The sequence below is a fragment of the Aureimonas altamirensis genome, assembly GCF_023702225.1.
Classification (GTDB): domain Bacteria; phylum Pseudomonadota; class Alphaproteobacteria; order Rhizobiales; family Rhizobiaceae; genus Aureimonas; species Aureimonas altamirensis_B.
Genome location: NZ_JAMQCO010000003.1, coordinates 81,265 through 100,735, shown reverse-complemented (window position 1 = coordinate 100,735; position 19,471 = coordinate 81,265). Strand labels below are relative to the sequence as shown.

At 66.4% G+C, this 19,471-nt stretch carries 15 protein-coding genes; 13 read left to right on the top strand and 2 right to left on the bottom strand.

The features are described 5' to 3' along the window. Positions 1–24 precede the first annotated feature (24 nt). The 7 genes from NDN16_RS05660 to NDN16_RS05630 all read left to right on the top strand — a co-directional run bounded on the left by NDN16_RS05660 (position 25) and on the right by NDN16_RS05630 (position 8,125). On the top strand, positions 25–1,431 hold the full coding sequence (locus NDN16_RS05660; protein ID WP_251112995.1) for an FAD-binding oxidoreductase: 1,407 nt from the start codon (positions 25–27) through the stop codon (positions 1,429–1,431). A gap of 90 nt (positions 1,432–1,521) precedes the next feature. After that, the gene (locus NDN16_RS05655) at positions 1,522–2,466 is read left to right on the top strand and encodes a metallophosphoesterase (protein ID WP_251112663.1); all 945 of its coding nucleotides are present in this window, start codon (positions 1,522–1,524) and stop codon (positions 2,464–2,466) included. A 46-nt stretch (positions 2,467–2,512) separates the two neighbouring features. Further along, entirely contained in the window at positions 2,513–3,490 is a 978-nt protein-coding gene (locus NDN16_RS05650; protein WP_435301061.1) for an ABC transporter substrate-binding protein, read from the top strand. A 7-nt stretch (positions 3,491–3,497) separates the two neighbouring features. After that, positions 3,498–5,189: an ABC transporter permease gene (locus NDN16_RS05645; protein ID WP_251112661.1), complete on the top strand. Its 1,692-nt coding sequence runs from the start codon at positions 3,498–3,500 to the stop codon at positions 5,187–5,189. Continuing rightward, positions 5,177–6,205 (top strand): ABC transporter ATP-binding protein, encoded by a 1,029-nt coding sequence (locus tag NDN16_RS05640; protein ID WP_251112660.1) that lies wholly within the window; start codon positions 5,177–5,179, stop codon positions 6,203–6,205. The genes NDN16_RS05645 and NDN16_RS05640 overlap by 13 nt, the downstream gene beginning before the upstream one ends. Positions 6,206–6,404: 199 nt before the next feature. Beyond that, positions 6,405–6,980, top strand: coding sequence for a DUF6101 family protein (locus NDN16_RS05635; RefSeq protein ID WP_251112659.1), 576 nt, complete (start codon positions 6,405–6,407; stop codon positions 6,978–6,980). Between the two features lie 68 nt (positions 6,981–7,048). Beyond that, positions 7,049–8,125: an NAD(P)-dependent alcohol dehydrogenase gene (locus tag NDN16_RS05630; RefSeq protein WP_251112658.1), complete on the top strand. Its 1,077-nt coding sequence runs from the start codon at positions 7,049–7,051 to the stop codon at positions 8,123–8,125. 22 nt (positions 8,126–8,147) lie between these two features. Here the strand turns inward: NDN16_RS05630 and ubiA are convergent, their stop codons facing one another. After that, positions 8,148–9,122: a 4-hydroxybenzoate octaprenyltransferase gene (gene ubiA, locus NDN16_RS05625; protein WP_251112657.1), complete on the bottom strand. Its 975-nt coding sequence runs from the start codon at positions 9,120–9,122 to the stop codon at positions 8,148–8,150. 171 nt (positions 9,123–9,293) lie between these two features. Here ubiA and purD point away from each other — a divergent pair, with 171 nt between their 5' ends. The 4 genes from purD (at position 9,294) to NDN16_RS05605 (ending at position 16,316) form a co-directional block, all read left to right on the top strand. Further along, complete coding sequence (purD, locus tag NDN16_RS05620) at positions 9,294–10,541, top strand: phosphoribosylamine--glycine ligase (RefSeq protein WP_251112994.1); 1,248 nt, start codon at positions 9,294–9,296, stop codon at positions 10,539–10,541. Positions 10,542–10,651: 110 nt separating this feature from the next. After that, complete coding sequence (locus NDN16_RS05615; RefSeq protein WP_251112656.1) at positions 10,652–12,913, top strand: acyl-CoA dehydrogenase; 2,262 nt, start codon at positions 10,652–10,654, stop codon at positions 12,911–12,913. Beyond that, the gene (locus NDN16_RS05610; protein WP_251112655.1) at positions 12,910–14,193 is read left to right on the top strand and encodes an acetyl-CoA C-acetyltransferase; all 1,284 of its coding nucleotides are present in this window, start codon (positions 12,910–12,912) and stop codon (positions 14,191–14,193) included. Before NDN16_RS05615 ends, NDN16_RS05610 begins: the two co-directional genes overlap by 4 nt. Positions 14,194–14,213: 20 nt before the next feature. Beyond that, entirely contained in the window at positions 14,214–16,316 is a 2,103-nt protein-coding gene (locus NDN16_RS05605; RefSeq protein ID WP_251112654.1) for a 3-hydroxyacyl-CoA dehydrogenase NAD-binding domain-containing protein, read from the top strand. 96 nt (positions 16,317–16,412) lie between these two features. Here NDN16_RS05605 and NDN16_RS05600 read toward each other — a convergent pair whose 3' ends face one another. Continuing rightward, a complete protein-coding gene (locus tag NDN16_RS05600; protein WP_251112653.1) occupies positions 16,413–17,288 on the bottom strand; it encodes a LysR family transcriptional regulator in 876 nt (291 codons plus the stop codon). 96 nt (positions 17,289–17,384) lie between these two features. On the opposite strand from NDN16_RS05600, the gene NDN16_RS05595 reads away from it, so the two are divergent. Beyond that, positions 17,385–18,404, top strand: coding sequence for a hydroxyacid dehydrogenase (locus NDN16_RS05595; RefSeq protein WP_251112652.1), 1,020 nt, complete (start codon positions 17,385–17,387; stop codon positions 18,402–18,404). A 60-nt stretch (positions 18,405–18,464) separates the two neighbouring features. Then, positions 18,465–19,466 carry an ABC transporter substrate-binding protein gene (locus NDN16_RS05590; protein WP_251112651.1) on the top strand — a complete coding sequence of 334 codons (1,002 nt, stop codon included), beginning with the start codon at positions 18,465–18,467 and terminating at the stop codon, positions 19,464–19,466. The last annotated feature ends 5 nt before the right edge of the window (positions 19,467–19,471 follow it).

Below are 19,471 nucleotides of genomic sequence, written 5' to 3'. Positions count from 1 at the left end.
GATACGCCCATCTCCACCGAGGCAGTGCCCGACACGCTGATCGAACGCTTCTCCGCCATCGTCGGCACGGCCAACGCGCTGACCGAGGCCGACAGGATCGCTCCCTACATCCGGGAGGAGCGCGATCTCTTCGCCGGTCGCACGCGGCTGGTGCTGCGCCCCGGCACGGTGGACGAGGTCTCGGCCATCATGGCGCTGGCCCAGGAAACCGGAACGCCCATCGTGCCGCAGGGCGGCAATACCGGCCTGGTCGGCGCGCAATCGCCGCGCTCCGAGGCGGAGGTCCTTTTGTCCCTGTCGCGGCTGGACCGCATCCGCGACGTGGACCCGGCCGGGCGCACGATGGTGGTGGAAGCCGGCGTGGTGCTGCAGAGGGCGCAGGAGGCGGCCGCCGAGGCCGGGCTTCTCTTCCCGCTGTCGCTGGGGTCGGAAGGCTCGTGCGAGATCGGCGGCAATCTCGCCTCGAATGCCGGGGGCACGAACGTGCTGGCCTATGGCAACGCGCGGGAATTGTGCCTCGGCATCGAGGCGGTGCTGCCGGGGGGCGAGGTATTTCATGGCCTGCGGCGCCTCAAGAAGGATAATCGCGGCTACGACCTGAAAGACCTTCTGATCGGCTCGGAAGGCACGCTCGCGGTCATCACCGCGGCCGTGCTGAAGTTGTTCCCACGGCCTGCCGGCCGCGAGGTGGCCTATGTCGGCTTGCCTTCGCCGGAGGCGGCGCTGGCGCTTCTGAAGCTGGCGGAGGGCCGCGCCGGCGGACAGCTGACGGCGTTCGAGCTGATGCCGCGCATCGGCATGGAATTCACCATCCGGCACACGCAGGGGGCGCGTGATCCCCTGGCGGGGCAGCACGCATGGTATGTCCTGATCGAGATATCGTCGGGCCGTTCCGCGCAGGATGCCCGCGAGACGATGGAGCATATACTCGAGGCGGCCTTCGAAGAGGGCGCCGTGGAAGACGCGGCCATCGCGCAATCCCTGTCGGATGCCGCCGACTTCTGGCGCATGCGCGAGGAGATGAGCTGGGCGCAGAAGCCGGAGGGCGGCTCCATCAAGCACGACGTTTCCGTGCCGGTCGCCCTGGTGCCGCGGTTCCTGGCCGAAGCGGGCGCGGCGGTCGAAGTGGCGATGCCGGGTGCGCGGATCGTCTCTTTCGGCCATATGGGCGACGGCAACATCCACTACAACATTTCCCAACCCGTCGGCGCGGACCGGGCAGCCTTCCTTGCCCGCTGGGGCGAAATGAACGCCATCGTCCACGGCATCGTCGCCAGCCTCGGCGGCAGCTTCTCGGCCGAGCATGGGATCGGCCAGCTCAAGCGTGCCGAACTCGCCCGCACCAAGGCGGGGCTGGAAATGCGCCTGATGCACGGGCTCAAGCAGGTGTTCGACCCCAAGGGGATCATGAATCCCGGAAAGCTTCTCTAGAGCGCGGTCCGATGCGCCAGGCGTCACCGGCCTGTCATCGCGCTCCGATAACACCGCCGCCGATCGAGGATGCGTTGGGGAACTGGACCGATGGTGACGAGGCGCGACGTGATGGTGGCAGGCGGCACGCTTCTGGCAACGGGACCGGCGATGGCTGCATCCGACGGCTCGCCGGGACGGCGGGCGGGGCAGCACGGCCCCTTGCGCTTCGGGATCGTCGCCGATCCGCAATATGCGCCGGTCGTGCCCAACCTGAAGTCGGGCCGCTACTACGCCAATTCGCTGTGGAAGCTGCAAGAGGCCGTCGAGGCGTTCAACGCCGAGGACCTGTCGTTCGTCGCCACGCTGGGCGATATCATCGACCGGCATTGGGAAAGCTTCGGTCACATCATGCCGGTCTATGACGGGCTGCGGCATGAGGCCCGTTTCGTCCTCGGCAACCACGACTTCGATGTGGCTGACGACTATCTCGGCTCCGTCGCCAAGGCGGCGCGCATGGAGGCTCCCTGGTACGACTTCGCGAAGGGGGACGTGCGCTTCATCGTGCTGGACGGCAACGATGTCAGCCTTTTCTCGACGCCGGGCGACAGCGAGCGCCGGGCGCTGGCCGCGGAGCGGCTGGCGCGGTTGCGGGAAACCGGCGCATCGAACGCCCAGACCTGGAATGGCTCCGTGGGCGAGGCGCAGATGCGCTGGCTGGACGAACGCCTCGGCGCTGCGGATGCAGCGGGCGAGCGCGCCATCGTCCTGTGCCACTATCCCGTCTTTCCGCAGAACGAACATAATCTTTGGAATTCCGGCGAGCTGGTCGATCTCGCTTTGTCGCATCGCAGCTTTGCCGTGTGGATGAACGGGCATAACCACGCCGGCAATTACGGCGAACTGGACGGCCGGCACTTCGTCAATTTTCGCGGCATGGTCGATACGCCGGATACGAGCGCCTACGCCATCGTTACGCTGCAAGACGACCGGATGGAGATCGAAGGTTTCGGCCGCGAGGAAAACCGGACTTTGCCGCTTGCGCCTGTTACATGACTGTCATCGATCTGTGGTTGTTGCCAGCCACGTGAAACCGCACTGGATGTCCGACATGACCCGCACTCTTGCCGCCCTGGCGCTCTGCCTTCTGAGTGGCGCGGCCTCCGCCGCCGACCTCGTTCTGTACACCAGCCAGCCCAATGAAGACGCGCAGGCCACCGCCGACGGCTTCAAGGAAGCTACCGGGCTGGAAGTCGAGTGGGTGCGCGACGGCACGCCGAAGGTGATGGCGCGGCTGATGGCCGAGATCGAAGCCGGAAACCCGGCGCCGGACGTGCTTCTGATCGCCGACAGCGTGACGCTCGAGCGGATGAAGCAGGCGGGCCAGCTTCTTGCCTACCGTTCGCCGGAGGCCGAGGGCTACGCGGAAGGCCTGCACGACCCGGATGGCGCCTACCACTCCACCAAGCTGATCACCACGGGCATCGTCTACAATACGGCGGCCGAGATGACCCCGCAGAGCTGGGCCGATCTGGCCAGGCCCGAAGCGAAAGGGCTTGTGGCGATGCCGAGCCCGGCCACGTCCGGCGCGGCGCTGATCCATGCACAGACGCTCACCGGCGTTCCCGCGCTCGGCTGGGACTATTATCGCAGCCTCAAGGATAATGGTGCGGTTGCGGCCGGCGGCAACGGCGCGGTGCTGAAGTCCGTCGCTTCCGGAGAAAAGGCCTACGGAATGGTTGTCGACTACCTGCCGATTCGCGAAGCCGCCAAGGGCGCGCCCGTCGCCTTCGTCTTCCCCGAGGAGGGCGTTTCCGCCGTGACCGAACCGGTGGCGATCCTGTCGACGGCGCGCAATGTGGACGCGGCCAAGAAGTTCGTCGATTATCTTCTCTCGGAGGAGGGGCAGTCGCTGCAGGCCAGGCTCGGCTACATCCCGGCGCGGGACGGCATCGCGCTGCCGGAAGGGTTCCCGCCGCGTGAGGACATCAGGCTCCTGCCGTTCGACCCGGCGGCCGCACTGGCTGCATCCGACGAGGATCTGAAGGAATTCAACGCCATATTCGGCGCAACGCAGTAAGGCGCTCATGCCCGCATTACCCGCCAACCGGCTGCAGCCGCGTTGGCTGACAGGCTTCGTCACCGGGGCCATCCTGTTCCTCTGCGCCCTGCCGTTGCTGCGGCTGGGCGCGACGGGCATGCGTTCGGCCGGTGCCGGAGGGCTGGCGTTGCTGGCGGCGGACCCGGCGCTATGGCCCGCCTTCCGCAACACGCTGACCACATCCGCCGGGGGGATGGCGATCTCCGTGCTGCTGGGCGGGGTCTTCGCCCTGGCGCTGAGCTTGTGCGACCTGCGTTTCAAACGCACCCTGGGCATCCTCTTCATGTTGCCGATGATGATTCCGCCGCAAGTGACGGCATTGGCCTGGATCGGCATGAGCGGGCCATCCAGTGCGTTGCTGAAGGCCATCGGCATGGCCCCGCCGCTCGGCAGCCCGCAGCCGCTTTACTCGGTCGGCGGTATCGCGCTGCTCTACGGGGTGCAGCACGCGCCGCTCGTATACCTGACCCTGCGCGCCAGCCTGCTTGCCCTGCCGCGCGACGCCATCGAGGCGGCGCGCCTGTCCGGAGCCTCGACGGGCCGCGTGCTCAAGGACATCGTCCTGCCCCTGGCGACGCCGGGCCTCGTGGCCGGCGCGGCCATCGCCTTCGTCTCTGGTATCGGCAATTTCGGCATCCCCGCCATTCTGGGCCTGCCAGCCGGGATCGTCACCTTGCCGACCCTGATCTACAGCCGGCTGACGGCCTTCGACGCCGGCACCTTCGGCGATATCGCGATGATCGCTGGGTTGATCGCCGTGATCGCCTTTGCCGGCCTGTGGGTGCAGGAGCGGGCGCTTGCCGGGCGCGATTACCGCACCATCGGGCACTCCGGCGCCAACGCCGCCTTCCGGCTCGGCGTCTGGGCGCTTCCGCTGCAGGCGCTCCTGTGGCTTCTGGTGGCCCTGATGCTGTTCGCGCCCTTCGCCTCGCTCGTGGCCGGCTCGCTGGCGCCGGCCTACGGGGTCAGGCTGACGCCGGATACGGCGAGCCTGGACGCCTATCGCGAGGTGCTGTTTCGCCAGTCCGCGACACGGCAGGCCTTCGCCAACTCGTTCCTCCTGGCAGCCGGCGCGGCATGCGCGCTCGGCATCGTCGCGCTGCTGACGGCCTATATGCTGACGCGCCGGCGCGGACCGCTGGCGCGCATCCTCGCCCTGTTGACGGAGGTTCCCTACGCGCTGCCCGGCATCGTCATCTCCGTCGCCTTCGTGCTGCTGTTCGCCGCGCCCGTTCCGTTTCTCGGCGTGTCGCTGTACGGCACCTTGTGGATCATACTTCTCGCCTATCTGTCGTCTTTCCTTGCCGTGGCCCTGAAACCCGTGGACAGCGCGTTCCGCCAGATGGACCCGGTGCTGGAGGAGGCCGCCCGCATTTCCGGCGCAGGTTTCGGCCGGCGGATGCGGGACATTCTCCTGCCTCTCGTCGCACCATCGGCAGCGGCGGGCGCGGTGCTGGTCTTCCTGTTCGCCTGCAACGAGTTGACCGTGTCGGCGCTGCTTTGGTCGGCGGGCACGCAGACGATCGGCGTCGTCATCTACAATCTCGACGACAGCGGCAGTTTCAACCTTGCCGCCGCTCTGTCGGTGCTCGTCGTCCTCGTCGTGACCGCACTGATGCTGCTGCTCGACCTTTGCGGCCGCTGGCTGCCGCGCGGAACCGTTCCATGGCAAAACTGATCCTCAACGGCGTCACCAAGCGATTTTCTCCCGAGGCGCAGCCCGCCGTCGACGGCGTATCGCTGGAACTCAAGCCGGGCGCATTTCTGGCGTTGCTCGGTCCGTCCGGGTGCGGCAAGACGACCGTCCTGCGCATGATCGCCGGTTTCGAGCAGCCGACCGGTGGCGAGATCCTGCTGGGAGAGCGCCGTCTGGCCGATGCCGGCGGCATGGTCCCGCCCGAGCGGCGCGGCATGGCGATGGTGTTCCAATCCTATGCGCTGTGGCCGCATATGAGCGTCGCCGACAATGCGGGATATCCGCTGAAAGTGCGTGGCATCGGGCGCGCCGAATACGATCGCAAGGTCGGCGCGGCGCTGGCGGCGGTGCGCCTGGAGAAGCTGGCGGACCGCCGCCCGGCAGACCTTTCGGGCGGTCAGCGCCAGCGCGTCGCCCTGGCCCGCTGCCTCGTCACGGACCCGGCCGTTGTGCTTCTGGACGAGCCGCTGGCCAATCTGGACAGGCATCTGCGCAACGAGATGGAAGAGAATTTCCGCATTTTCCACGAGCGGTCGGGAGCCGCCATGATCTACGTGACGCACGATCAGGCGGAAGCGATGGCGCTGGCCTCCGAAATCGCCGTCATGTCCGAAGGGCGGCTTCTGCAGATGGCGGCGCCCGCCACCCTCTATGCGCGGCCCGAGGGGCGTATGGTGGGCAGCCTCGTGGGTCGGGGCGCCATACTGGATCTTCCTGCACCGCTGGATGGTCCGCGCCAGCTCGGCTGGCCGCAACTGGCCGCGATGCTGTCGAAGGGCGATGGCGAGCCGAAGGCCCCCTTCCTCGTGCGGCCGGAACATGTCCGGGAGGATGCGGGCGGCGTCGCCGCTCATGTCGAGGCGGCGATCTTCCAGGGCGAGCGCTATTGCGTGACGCTGCGTCTGCCGGATGGGCAGGCGCTGTTGGCCTACAGCGAGACGCGCCGGCCAGCCGGCCAGCCGATGACCGTATCGATCTCCAGCGCCTGGCGGCTCTGACCGTCCGCCAATAACCGAATCCTGACCGCCGAACCTTTAAAATGCCGGGCCTCGGCCACCATTCGATAACCCTGATTTCGGCTACCAACGCTTAACCCCGTTTCTTCAGAGGCTCGCAACGCGGCGCCCCTAAAAGTCGACGCAACAAGGGGCCGGATCGAAGCCGGCCCGGGCGACGACTGAAGAAGGTGACATCAGGATGAGCATCGTTTCCGGCAAGGTTCCCGTGCATCCCGCCTGGACGCGGACGCCGATCCGCCTGGATCCCGCCGTGGCCGACCGTCGGGTCAGCTTCGACGTCAAGGACGGCGAGGAGACGGTCTCCTACCGCGTCGATCGCCGGGGCGCCGTCGTGCGGCGCTGCTACGAGGGCAGCATGGTGCCCGTGTCCATTCCGCTGGCGCCCGCCGCCTTCCGAGGCGTCGCCGCCCGGGCGATGGAGGAGCAGGGAGGGCGCGTCACCGTCACCCTGGAGTTGATGCACGACGACCCGCGCCTCAGCGTGCCGCTGCTGGTGGCTTCCGACCTCTTCGACGTCGCCGCCGACTGGCGCAGCTGGTCCAACCTGTTCGGCATTCCCATGCTGATGGTCGAGGCCGACGGCACCGTCACCGCGCTGGAAGAGACGCTCGGCAAGCTCAAGGCCGCATCGCCGGCCGACCGCCGACGCAACTACCACAAGGGCCGCCGCCCGCGCTTTCTCGTCCGTCGCAAACCCGGCGGCATCGGGATGCGGATGGTCATATCCGGGAACGAGATCATCGCCCGCCGATAAGCCGTCTTGCCCTTGTCGTCCGGGCAACCCATGATTGCATGCGTCGGAGCGAGGCAGGGGAGCGGACCATGGCAGGCAGGATGAAGGCGGCGATCTTCGTCGAGAACGGACGGATCGTCCTGGACGAGAAACCGATACCGGATGTCGGGCCGCTGGATGCGTTGATGCGCATAACTACAACCACGATCTGCGGCACGGACGTTCATATCCTGAAGGGCGAGTATCCCGTCGCGAGGGGCCTGACCGTCGGCCACGAGCCCGTCGGCGTCATCGAGAAGCTCGGCAGCGAGGTGAAGGGATATCGGGAGGGCCAGCGGGTCATCGCCGGCGCCATCACGCCCTCCGGCCATTCCTATGCGTGCCTCTGCGGCTGCGGCTCGCAGGACGGCCCGGCGGAGCGCCACGGCTTCAAGGTGGCCGGCGGCTGGAAATTCGGCAACACGATCGATGGCTGCCAGGCCGAATATGTGCTGGTCAAGGACGCGCTGGCCAATCTCAGCCCGATTCCCGACCATCTGTCCGACGACGAAGTCCTGATGTGCCCGGATATCATGTCGACGGGCTTTTCCGGCGCCGAGCGCGGCAATGTGCGGATCGGCGACACGGTCGCCGTGTTCGCGCTGGGGCCCATCGGCCTGTGCGCCGTGGCCGGCGCCAAACTCATGGGCGCCACCACGATCATCGGCGTGGATACGGTGCCCGCGCGCATGGACGTCGCGCGCAAGCTGGGCGCCGACCATGTGGTGGACTTCAAGGCCGGCGATCCGGTCGAGCAGATCCTGGCCTTGACCGACGGGCGCGGCGTCGACGTGGCCATCGAGGCGCTGGGGACGCAATCCACATTCGGCTCGGCGCTCAAGGTCCTGCGCCCCGGCGGCACGCTGTCGAGCCTCGGCGTCTATTCCGGCGACCTGTCGATCCCCTTGTCGGCCTTCGGCGCCGGCCTCGGCGATTACTCCATCGTGTCCACCCTGTGCCCCGGCGGCAAGGAAAGGATGCGCCGCCTGATGGAGGTTTGTGGGTCCGGCCGCATCGACCTGAAGCCACTGGTGACGCATCGCTACAAGCTGGACGACATCGAGGCGGCCTACGACCTGTTCGCAAACCAGCGCGACGGCGTTCTCAAAGTCGCCATCACGCCTTAGAGCCGGAAACGCTCCTGCAAAATCAGTCGCCGAAGGGGAAGGACAGCGTCCAGAGGGCGGATGCGAGAAGGCCCAGGAAAAGGATCCAGCCGAAGACGTTGTTGGAGCGGAACAGCCGCAGGCATTCGTCTCCATCGTCGATGTCGAGCCGCAGGATCTGCCACAGCATCTGCGCCGCGCCGATGGCCAGCGCCGCATAGGCCGGCCAGCTCGGACCGGTGGTGGCCGCGCCCGTCATGGCGAAGGCGGCAAGGAACAGCACCATCGCGCCACCATAGAGCACGATCAGCGCGGGCCGGGTCTTCGTGCCGAAGAGCCGCGCGGTGGATCGTACGCCCACCAGTGCGTCATCCTCCCTGTCCTGATGGGCGTAGATCGTATCGTAACCGATGGTCCACAGCACCGAGCCTGCGTAAAGCAGCACCGGCGCCAGCGCCAGCGACCCCCAATAGCCGGCCCAGCCCATCAACGCTCCCCAGGAAAAGGCGAGGCCGAGGCCGAGCTGCGGCCAGTCGGTCACGCGCTTGAGGAAGGGATAGATCGCCACGACGGCGAGGGAGGCGATGCCGAGTAGAATGGAAAAACCGTTGAACTGGATCAGCACCAGGAACCCGGCCAGAAGCTGCGCAGCCAGGAACAGCTTGGCCTGGCGGCGGGATACCCGGCCCGATGGCAGCGGGCGCGAGCGTGTGCGCGCCACCTGATTGTCGATCTCGTGGTCGACAAGGTCGTTGTAGGTGCAGCCTGCACCACGCATCGCGATGGCGCCGATCAGAAACAGCACGAGATGCAGGAAGCTCGGCAGGCCGGTATGCACCGCCGACGGCGCGGCCCATTGCGGGGCCAGCGTCGCGCTCCAGAAGCAGGGCCACATCAAGAGCTGCCACCCGATCGGGCGGTCCCAGCGGGCCAGCTGCGCATAGGGCCACAGCGCGGCCGGCAGCACCCGGTAGACGAAGTTTTCCGACGGGGCGTCGGCGACGCGGCCCTGAACCATCCCCGTATCTTTCCTGTCGTTCTGCATCGGCGGGAGGAAGGCCCCGAAACCATGCCGCGTCAAGCGCTTTTGGGTTAATATGAACCGTTTCGGCCTTGACCCCTTCCATGCGGCCACCCTAGACGGTTGCGCATTGTCCGGATTCTTGCGGAAGACCTGTCCCCCATGAGCATCGACATCCTCCTGATCGGTTCCGGCGGCCGCGAACATGCGCTGGCCGCCAAGATCGCGACATCGCCGCGTGTCGGACGGCTCTACGCCGCGCCCGGCAACCCCGGCATCGCCACGGTGGCGGAGTGTGTGGACCTGGATCCGGCCGACCATGCCGCCGTCCTGTCCTTCGTCAGGGAAAAGTCCGTCGGGCTCGTCGTCGTCGGCCCTGAAGTGCCTTTGGTCGAAGGCATTGCGGATGCCCTGGAGCCTCATGGCATCGCCGTTTTCGGCCCCAGCCGCGCCGCCGCGCAACTGGAAGGCTCGAAGGGCTTCACCAAGGATCTGTGCGCCCGGATGGGCATCCCGACGGCGCGTTTCAGGCGGTTCGACGCCGCCGAGCCGGCGCGCGCCTATATAGAGTCAGAGGGCGCGCCGATCGTCGTCAAGGCCGACGGGCTGGCTGCCGGCAAGGGCGTGACCGTCGCCGCAACCCTTTCGGAAGCGCTGGACGCCGTCGATGCCTGCTTCGCGATGCCCGGTGCGAGCGTGGTGATCGAGGAATGCATGACCGGGCCGGAGGCAAGTTTCTTCTGCCTGTGCGACGGCGTGCGTGCGGTTCCCTTCGGCACGGCGGAGGACCACAAGCGTGCCTTCGATGGCGACATGGGGCCGAACACCGGCGGCATGGGCGCGTATTCGCCGTCGCTGCTGATGACGCCCGAACTCGTCGAGCGCACCATGCGGGAGATCGTGAATCCGACCTTGAAGGGCATGGCCGATGCGGGAATGCCCTTCAAGGGCGTGCTCTATGCCGGCCTGATGCTGACGAGCGAGGGCCCCAAGCTCATCGAATACAATGTCCGCTTCGGCGACCCCGAAGCGCAGGTCCTGATGATGCGGCTGGAAAGCGACATCGTGCCGCTGCTCGAGGCGGCCGCACGCGGCGACCTGTCGACCGCCGATCCGGCATGGAGCGGGGCGGCCGCCGTTACGGTGGTCATGGCCAGCAAGGGCTATCCCGGCGCCTTCGAGAAGGGAACGCCCATAAGCGCCCTGCCGCAGCCGGGCGAGGGGGAAGCGATCTTCCACGCAGGGACCAGCCAAAGCGCCGGGCAATTGATCGCCACGGGCGGACGCGTCCTCACCGTGACGGCCACCGGCAACGGCGTGAGCGAGGCCGCCGACCGGGCCTACCGGCTGGTTGCGAAGGTGGAATGGCCCAACGGCTTCTACCGCACCGACATCGCCCACCGGGCCCGCGGCTGACGGCGAATTGACACAAAAAACCATTCTTGCCGGGTAGCATGACTTCTGCTGCCTCTTACGTTAGCGTAAAAGCATTCCTTGCTTGAGCTCTGCTAACGGGAGGCTGCGACATGGCACAAGGTTCATTTCGGCGCGAGAAGCTGACACGCCCGATCTTCCGCTGGGCACAAAAGGCTATGCCCTCGATCTCCGAAACGGAATCCAAGGCCATCGACGCCGGCACGGTCTGGTGGGACGGCGAGCTTTTCGGCGGGTCGCCCGACTGGGAGAAGCTCGTCGCCATGCCGCCGGCGGAACTGTCCGCCGAAGAGCGGGCGTTCATGGGCGGGCCGGTCGAGCAGCTATGCGCCATGGTCGACGACTGGAAGATCACCTCCGTCGACCACGACCTGCCGCCCGAAGTATGGGACTTCCTGCGCCGGGAAAAGTTCTTCGGCATGATCATCCCGAAAGAGTATGGCGGGCTCGGTTTCTCCAATACCGCCCATTCCGAGGTCGTGCGCAAGGTGTCCTCGGTCAGCGTCGTCGCCGGCGTGACGGTGATGGTGCCCAATTCGCTCGGCCCGGGCGAGCTGATGCTCCATTTCGGCACGGAGGAGCAGAAGAACCACTGGCTGCCCCGCCTTGCCGACGGCCGGGAAATCCCGTGCTTCGGCCTGACCTCTCCGGATGCGGGCTCCGACGCCGCCTCGATGCGCGATACGGGCATCGTCGAATATGGCGAGCACGAGGGGCGCGAGGTGCTGGGCATCCGGCTGAACTTCGACAAGCGCTACATAACGCTCGGCCCGGTCGCGACGGTCATGGGCCTCGCCTTCAAGATGAAGGATCCGCAAAACCATCTGGGTCGTGGCGAGAACCTCGGCATCACGGTGGCGTTGCTGCCGACGGCCACCGCGGGCGTCACCTGCGGAGAGCGGCACGTGCCGCTGGCGACGCATTTCCAGAACGGCCCGCTGCATGGCCGCGACGTCTTCATTCCGATGGACTGGATCCTGGGGGGCGAAGCCCAGATCGGCGAAGGCTGGACCATGCTGATGACGGCGCTGGCCGCCGGGCGCAGCATCTCGCTGCCATCGCAGTCCGCCGCCGCCTGCGCCATGTCGGCGCGTGCGTCGGGCGCCTATGCGCGGGTGCGACACCAGTTCGGCCTGCCCATCGGCAAGTTCGAGGGCATTCAGGAGCCGCTGGCCGAAATCGCCGCCAACGCCTACCAGGTGGATGCGGCGCGCCGGCTGACGCTGGCCGCGCTGGACCAGGGGCATCGCCCGTCCGTGATCTCCGCCATCATGAAGGCGAACGCGACCGAGAGGATGCGCCAGTCCATCAACCTCGCCATGGATATCCATGGCGGCAAGGGCATCGTCGAGGGCCCGCGCAACTACATGGCCCCGCAATATCGCTCCATCCCCATCGGCATCACGGTGGAGGGAGCAAACATCCTGACGCGCAGCCTGATGATCTTCGGGCAGGGCGCCATCCGCGCGCACCCCTATATGCTGAAGGAGATGAAGGCCCTGTCCGATCCGGACGGGGAAGCCGGGCTGGATGCCTTCGACAAGCATTTCTGGGCGCATGTGGCCCATGCTTTCCGCAATGCCGGACGCGCTTTCCTGCGCGGCTGGACCGGCGGCATCGCCGCGCCCGCCCCCGATAACGCGGAGTTGACCGGCCATTGGCGGCAATTGTCGCGCCTGTCCTCCGCGTTCGCGCTGACGGCCGACATGGCTCTGCTCAGCCTCGGCGGAGCGCTCAAGCGCAAGGAGATGCTGTCGGGCCGGCTGGGCGACATATTGAGCGAATTGTATCTGCTTGCCGCCAGCCTGAAGCGCTTCGAAACCGAAGGACGGCCGGAGGCCGACAAGCCCCTCATCGAATATGTCATGCGCCGTGGCATCAACCGCATCGGCGAAGCCTTCGACGGCATCATCGCCAATCTTCCGTCACGTTCGGCGGCCTTTGTGATCCGCGCCATCGCCTTTCCGGCGGGGGCGCCTCGCGCGGCGATGCGCGACGATCTGGTCAGCGAGGTGGCCGAATTGCTGATGCGCCCCACATCCCAGCGGGACAGGCTGACCGCCGACCTCTATCTCGGCGCCGGGCGCGATTCCTACGCCATCGCGGAGCTGGAAGTGGCGCTCGACCTGGTCACGAAGGCGGAGCCCGCCATGCGGAAGATGAAGGAGGCCAGGGTGAAGGATGCCGACAAGGCGCTTGAACAAGCGGTCATCACCAGCCAGGAGCATGCGCTGCTGATGCAGGCGCGCGCGGCGAGCGACAAGGTCGTCGCCGTGGATGCCTTCCCGGCCGAAGAGGTGTCGCACTTCGCAAGGCGGCGCACGGAAGCGGCGCGCGCCGAGGCGGCCGAATGAGCCGTCCCGTCTATCTGGTGGATGGGGCGCGCACGCCCTTCCTGAAGGCGCGCGGCAAGCCCGGCCCGTTCACGCCCGTCGATCTTGCCGTTCAGTGCGGACGCCCGCTGCTGTTGCGGCAGAATTTCGACAAGGCGCTGATCGATCTCGTCATCCTCGGTTGCGTCAACGTGGTCGCCGACGAGATGAACCCCGCGCGGGTCGCCGGATTGCGGCTCGGCCTTCCCGAGGCGACACCCGCCTTCACCGTGCAGATCAATTGCGGTTCCGGGATGCAATCCATGGACACCGCCTACCGCACCATCGAGGGCGGCCATGCGGAGATCGTGCTGGCCGGCGGCGCGGAGTCGCTCAGTCATTCGCCGCTGGTGCTGCGCCGCGAGGCGGTGGACTGGTTCGCGCGGCTCAACGGCGCGCGCAGCACCGCCGACAGGCTCAAGGCGCTCGCCGGCCTCAAGCCCGGCTTCCTCAAGCCGGAGATCGGGCTGGAGCGCGGCCTGACCGATCCCATCACCGATCTCGGCATGGGGCAGACGGCCGAGAAGATCGGCCACATATTCGGCGTCACACGCCGCGATGCCGATGCCTACGCGGCGGAAAGCCACCACCGTCTTGCCGCGGCACAGGCCGAAGGGCGGCTGGCCGGCGAATTGCTTCCCGCAGTCGCGCGGGACGGGCAGGTCTTCGACCATGACGACGGCGTGCGGCCGGACAGTTCCGTGAAGAGCCTGGCGGGCCTGAAGCCCGTCTTCGAGAAGCCCTACGGCAACGTCACGGCCGGCAATTCGTCGCAGATCACGGACGGCGCCGCCTGGACCATCCTCGCCAGCGAGGAGGCCGTGCGCAAGCACGATCTGAGGCCTTTGGCACGGATCGTGGACTCGCACTGGGGCGCGCTCGATCCTTCCATCATGGGCTTGGGGCCGGTCATGGCGACGGCGCCCATCCTGAAGCGGCGTAACCTGTCCGTCGGCGATATCGACCTATGGGAGCTGAACGAGGCGTTTGCAGCCCAGGTGCTGGCATGCCTTGCGGCATTCGAGGACGAACAGGTCTGCCGCGACGTGCTGGGCTTCGACGGCGCTGCCGGCACGATCGACCGCGAGCGGCTGAACGTCGATGGCGGGGCGATCTCCCTCGGGCACCCGGTGGGCACCAGCGGTACGCGCATCACGCTTCACCTGGCCAATGCCATGCGCCAGCGCGGCCTCAGGCAGGGCATCGCAACGGAATGCATCGGCGGCGGACAAGGCGGCGCCATGCTGCTCGAAGCGGCATGACGGGAGGTATGACGGGTCATATGGACAAGATGCTCGAAGCGTTGACGCCCCGCATCATCGAACTGGGCGCGGCGCGCGATGCCCAGCCGCAGGGCAACTGGCGCTACGCGATGGATGCGGACAGGGTCTTCTGGCTGGTGCTGGACAGGCCGGGCAAGTCGGTCAACGTGGTGGATCGGGATGTGCTCGAAGAGCTCAATTCCGTCGTCGACCGGATCGAGGAAGAGCGGCCGGCCGCCGTCGTCCTGCGTTCGGCCAAACCGGCAGGTTTTGCGGCCGGCGCCGATATCAACCAGTTCGTCGGGGCATCCACCCAGGACATCCGGTCCATGCTGGGGCAGGGCCATATCGTGCTGGACCGCCTCGCGGCCCTGCCGATGCCCACCATCGCGGTCATACACGGCCATTGCCTGGGCGCCGGCCTCGAGATCGCACTCGCCTGCCGCTTCCGCCTTGCCGTCAAGGGTGCTTCGCTCGGCTTCCCCGAGGTCATGCTGGGCCTGCATCCGGGGCTTGGCGGCACCTTCCGCTCGCTGGAGGTGGCGGACCCGATCGAGGCTATGACGATGATGCTGACCGGCAAGCCGGTCGACGCCCGACGGGCCCGCAGCATCGGGCTTGTCGATGCCGCGCTGGAGGAGCGCCACGTCGCCAATGCCGTGACGGCCATCCGCTCGGGAGAGATGCGGCAACGCGACGCCGGTTTGCGGCGGCGCGCCTTCGCGCTGCGTCCGGCCCGCAGTTTGATTGCCAAGCAGATGCGCAGGAAGGCGGCGGAAACCGCTCCGAAGGCGCATTATCCGGCGCCCTACAAGCTTATCGACATATGGGAAGCCAATGGCGGTAGCGCCGACGCCATGCGCAAGGCCGAGCTGGACAGCTTTGCCGAACTGATCGAGACGCCGACGGCGCAGAATCTGGTCCGCGTCTTTTTCCTGCGGGAGAAGATGCGCGGCCTGAAGTCCGGCAAGTCCGCGATATCGCATGTCCATGTGATCGGCGCGGGCGCGATGGGCGGCGACATCGCCGCCTGGGCTGCACGCCAGGGCTTTACCGTGACCTTGCAGGATATCGACCTGAAGCCGATCGGGCGGGCCGTCAAGGCCGGTGCCGGGATGATGGCCGCAACGCTGAAGAACGATTTGAAGACGCGCGATGCGCTGGACAGGCTGATCCCCGATCCGGATGGCATCGGCGTAACGCATGCCGACCTCGTCATCGAGGCGGCGCCCGAGCGTCTCGAGGTGAAGCGTTCGATCTACCAGAGTGTGGAGCCGCGCCTGAAGGAAGGCGCGCTTCTGGCCACCAATACCTCGGCCCTGCCGCTGGAACAGCTTTCCGAAGGGCTTGCCGACCGCGGCCGGTTCGTCGGCCTGCATTTCTTCAATCCGGTCTCCCGCATGCAACTCGTCGAGATCGTCTCGCATCCCGACGCCGGGGCGGAAACGTTGCGCCGCGCCACCGCCTTTGCGGTGGAACTGTCGCGCCTTCCGGCGCCGGTCCGTTCGGCACCGGGCTTCCTCGTCAACCGGGCCTTGACGCCATACATGGCCGAAGCGCTGCTGATGGTGGGCGAGGGTCTGCCGAAGGAACGCATAGACGCCCGTGCCGAAGCATTCGGCATGCCGATGGGTCCGGTCGAGCTGGCGGACCGGGTTGGGCTCGATATCGCGCTCGACGTCTCGACCTCGCTCCGCGAGGGGCTTGGAGGCGATTTTCCGGAAACGCCGGCCTGGCTGGTCCAGATGGTCAGGGAAGGCCGGCTCGGCGCGAAGACGAATGGCGGCCTCTACGAGTACGAAGGCGGCAAGCCGAAAAAAGTCCATGTCGACGCCATACCGGATGGCGCGAAGGACGATCCGGATCTGGAGGACCGCCTGATCCTGCCCATGCTCAACGCCGTGGTCGCCGCTCTGCGCGAGGGAGTGGTGTCCGACCCGGACCTGGCGGACGGCGCCATGGTGTTCGGAACCGGCTTCGCGCCCTTCCGCGGCGGGCCGATGAAATACGCACGCGATCGCGGGATAGAGTCCGTCGTGCGGCGCATGGACGAGCTTGCGGAAAAGCATGGTGCCCGGTTTCGGCCGGATCCGGGTTGGAGCACGATCGCAGATCGAGCCTGACCGGCAACGTTGCCGGTCACACCGATTCCGTTGTCAATCGGGACGGCATCTGCGGCACCCGGCAGCATCGCCTTCAAGGTGCAATTATGAGGCCCGTCACGATGCGGTGACGCGCCGTAGAAAATCGGCCACCGTATCGACGGCGGGCGAGCGGTAGGCATCGCGCCGATAGAGCAGGCCGAAACTGCGATCATGGGTGGTTTCGGGGCAGGCGATCTCGATCAGGTTCGTTCCGCCGAGCTTTTGACTGGAGGCGAAGCTTATCAAATCGGTATTGCCGATCAGTCGGGGCATAAGGACGAGGGAGTTGACCTCTACCTGAACACGCGGATGCGGAAGCCCCGCGCGTTCGAATGAGTGGTCCAGCCAACGCCGCAAGGCGACGGTGGATGGCGGCAGAATCCACTCGTATCGCAACATTTCGGGCATTGGCGCCAGGGCGTCGGCAAGCGGGTGGCCCTGTCTGGCAACGACGACGACCTTGTCCGAGATCAGGGGCTCGCTTTCGAATTCCTCTCCGCCGTCAACCGTTGGGCTAACCAGGAGATCGAGCCGGTTTTCCCGTAGTGCCTCGCGCAGGACGTCGTTCATCCCGGTGGTCAGCTCGATCGTGATGCCTGGTGTCTCCCGCATGATCTTGTCGATGACGCCAGGCAAAAGCGCCTCCGTCATGGTGGCAGCGGCCCCCAGGCGAACATGCCCGCTCAGACCCGATGCGTGGCTGGACAGTTCCTGCATGGCGTCTTCCATGCGCAGGAGGATCGCCTTTGCGCGCCGGTGGAACAGCATTCCGGCCGGCGTCAATTCGACGTAGCGCCCCTTTCTTGCAAGAAGGGGCGTGCGCAACAGATCCTCGAGCCGGTCGACGCACTTGGTCACTGCAGGCTGCGTGACGCCCAGGCGGTCCGCTGCCGCGCCGACGCCCCGACAGTCGACGATTGCCAGGAAATACCTCAGGTCGCGCTCGTTCATATTATTCCCGAAAGTTATAGAAGAGTGAATTTTATATATTGGACAGAATGAATCAAGGGTGGTTCGATAGCGTCATTCCGGGGAGGGAATAGCCTCATGCAACGCATCGTCCTCATAACCGCGCCCGCACTGGCGCCTGCCGGCGAGGCCATTCTGGCAAGCGGCGGCTGCACGCCGCGCTACGTTTCTGATTACGCCGACACCGAAGGCTTGCGACACATCCTCGATACGGAGCCGGTAGAGGGGATCATCTCCCGGACGATGCATTTGTCCGCCGACCTCCTGAGTGCCTGTCCATCGCTGAAAGTCATCTCGAAGCACGGTACCGGCACCAGCAATATCGACGTGGCTGCGGCCAGCCGACAGGGCATCAGCGTGTTTTCGACGCCTGGCGCGAATGCGAGGGCGGTTGCGGAGTTTTCGGTGGGATTGATGCTGGCTGCGGCGCGCAGGATCGCACGCTTCGACCGAAGCGTGCGCCTGGGCGAGTGGAGCCGCGCCGGGGACGGCATGCAACTGGCGGGCAAGACGCTTGGTCTTGTCGGTTACGGACGCATTGCCCGTCAGGTCGGCGATATCGCGTGCGCCATGGGAATGCGGATCGTGGCGCTGGATCCTGTCCGGCCGCCGACGGAGACGGCCGGGCCTACCTTTTGCGAAAGCCTTACGGATCTGCTGGAGCGGAGCGATGTCGTAAGCCTGCATTGCCCGGCCGTGCGCGGGGCCGCGCCGTTGATCGACGAAAGGGCTCTCTCGCGGATGAAGCATGGCTCGATCCTGGTAAACACGGCCAGGGGTGAACTGATCGACGAGGCCGCGCTCGTCTCTATGCTGGATAGCGGTCGCCTTGCCGCGGCCGCGCTGGATACCTTCGCGAATGAGCCGCTGGCCGATGGGCCGCTGCGTCGGCATCCGAACGTCATCCTGACACCGCATGTCGGCGGCTCCACGCCCGAAGCGCTGGATGAGATGGCTGCGCAGGCCGCCCGCAACGTCGTCGCCTATCTCGACGCCGCGGCCACGGGAAACGCGCTTCCGAAAGAAATCGCGGATCTTTGTCTGAACCCTGCAGCCGCGCTGCATGCCGAACGAGGACGATACGGCGCTGTTGCCTGATCGCAGGTAAAGGGCGCCGGGGAGGGCGCCCGCAACGAACCGAAATCTGGGAGGATCATAATGAGACATTCAAGACTAGCCGCCTCTGCCATTGCCCTCGTCATGGGCCTTGTCGGCGTCGTGGGCGCCGCTCGCGCGGACGAAATCCGCATCGCCGCGGGCACAGGCATCCTGTTCGCGCCGTTTCACGTGATGAAGGAGGCCGGGCTGATCGAAAAGCATGCCGAGGCCGCCGGCCTCGACCTGACGCCCCAGTATCTGAGTTTCCCGTCAGGCTCTGCCGTCACGGACGCGCTGATTTCAGGCAATGTCGATGTGATCGGGGTGGGCCTGTCCAACGCTCTGCTGCTCTGGTCGCGCACGCGGGGGGACATCAAGGCGGTCGCTGCCGTCAGTGGCACGGAGAGCATTCTCGTGACCAAGGATCCGACCGTCAGGAGCCTGGCGGACTTCAAGCCCGAGAACCGCATCTCTGTTACATCGCTACGCGTCTCCAACCAGGCCATCTACCTTCAGATGGCCCTGGACAAGGAGTTCGGGGAGCCCAACCGCTTCGATCCGATGATGGTTCAGCTTGGCTTCACGGATGCCGTCCAGGCGATGGTCACGCCCAATGGTGCGATCGACACGATGTTCGCCGGCCCGCCCTATTATCAGCAGCTCCTCGACATGGAGGGCATGCACCCGGTGCTGAGTACGCTCGACGTAGCCGGCCCGACCACCAACCTGATGGCCGTCGCACGAACGCAATGGCACGACGACAACCCTCAGGATGTGGGCGTCTTCCTGGAGGCTCTCGAAGAAGCTCAGCAGATCATCAACGATGACCCTACGCGGGCCGCAGAGCTTTACCTTGCCTCGACCGGTGAGCGGTTCGAAAAGGCCGCCTTCGCACAGATGCTCGCGGATGACGGCAACGTCTTCCAGTCGCTGCCGATGGGAACCTTCCAGACGGCGGAATTCATGGCCAGGATCGGCCTGATCGGCGAAGCGCCGCAGGATTGGCGCGATTATTTCTTCGACGATCTGAAGTCGCGGCCACAGGCAGCGAACGCCGATTGATCGGC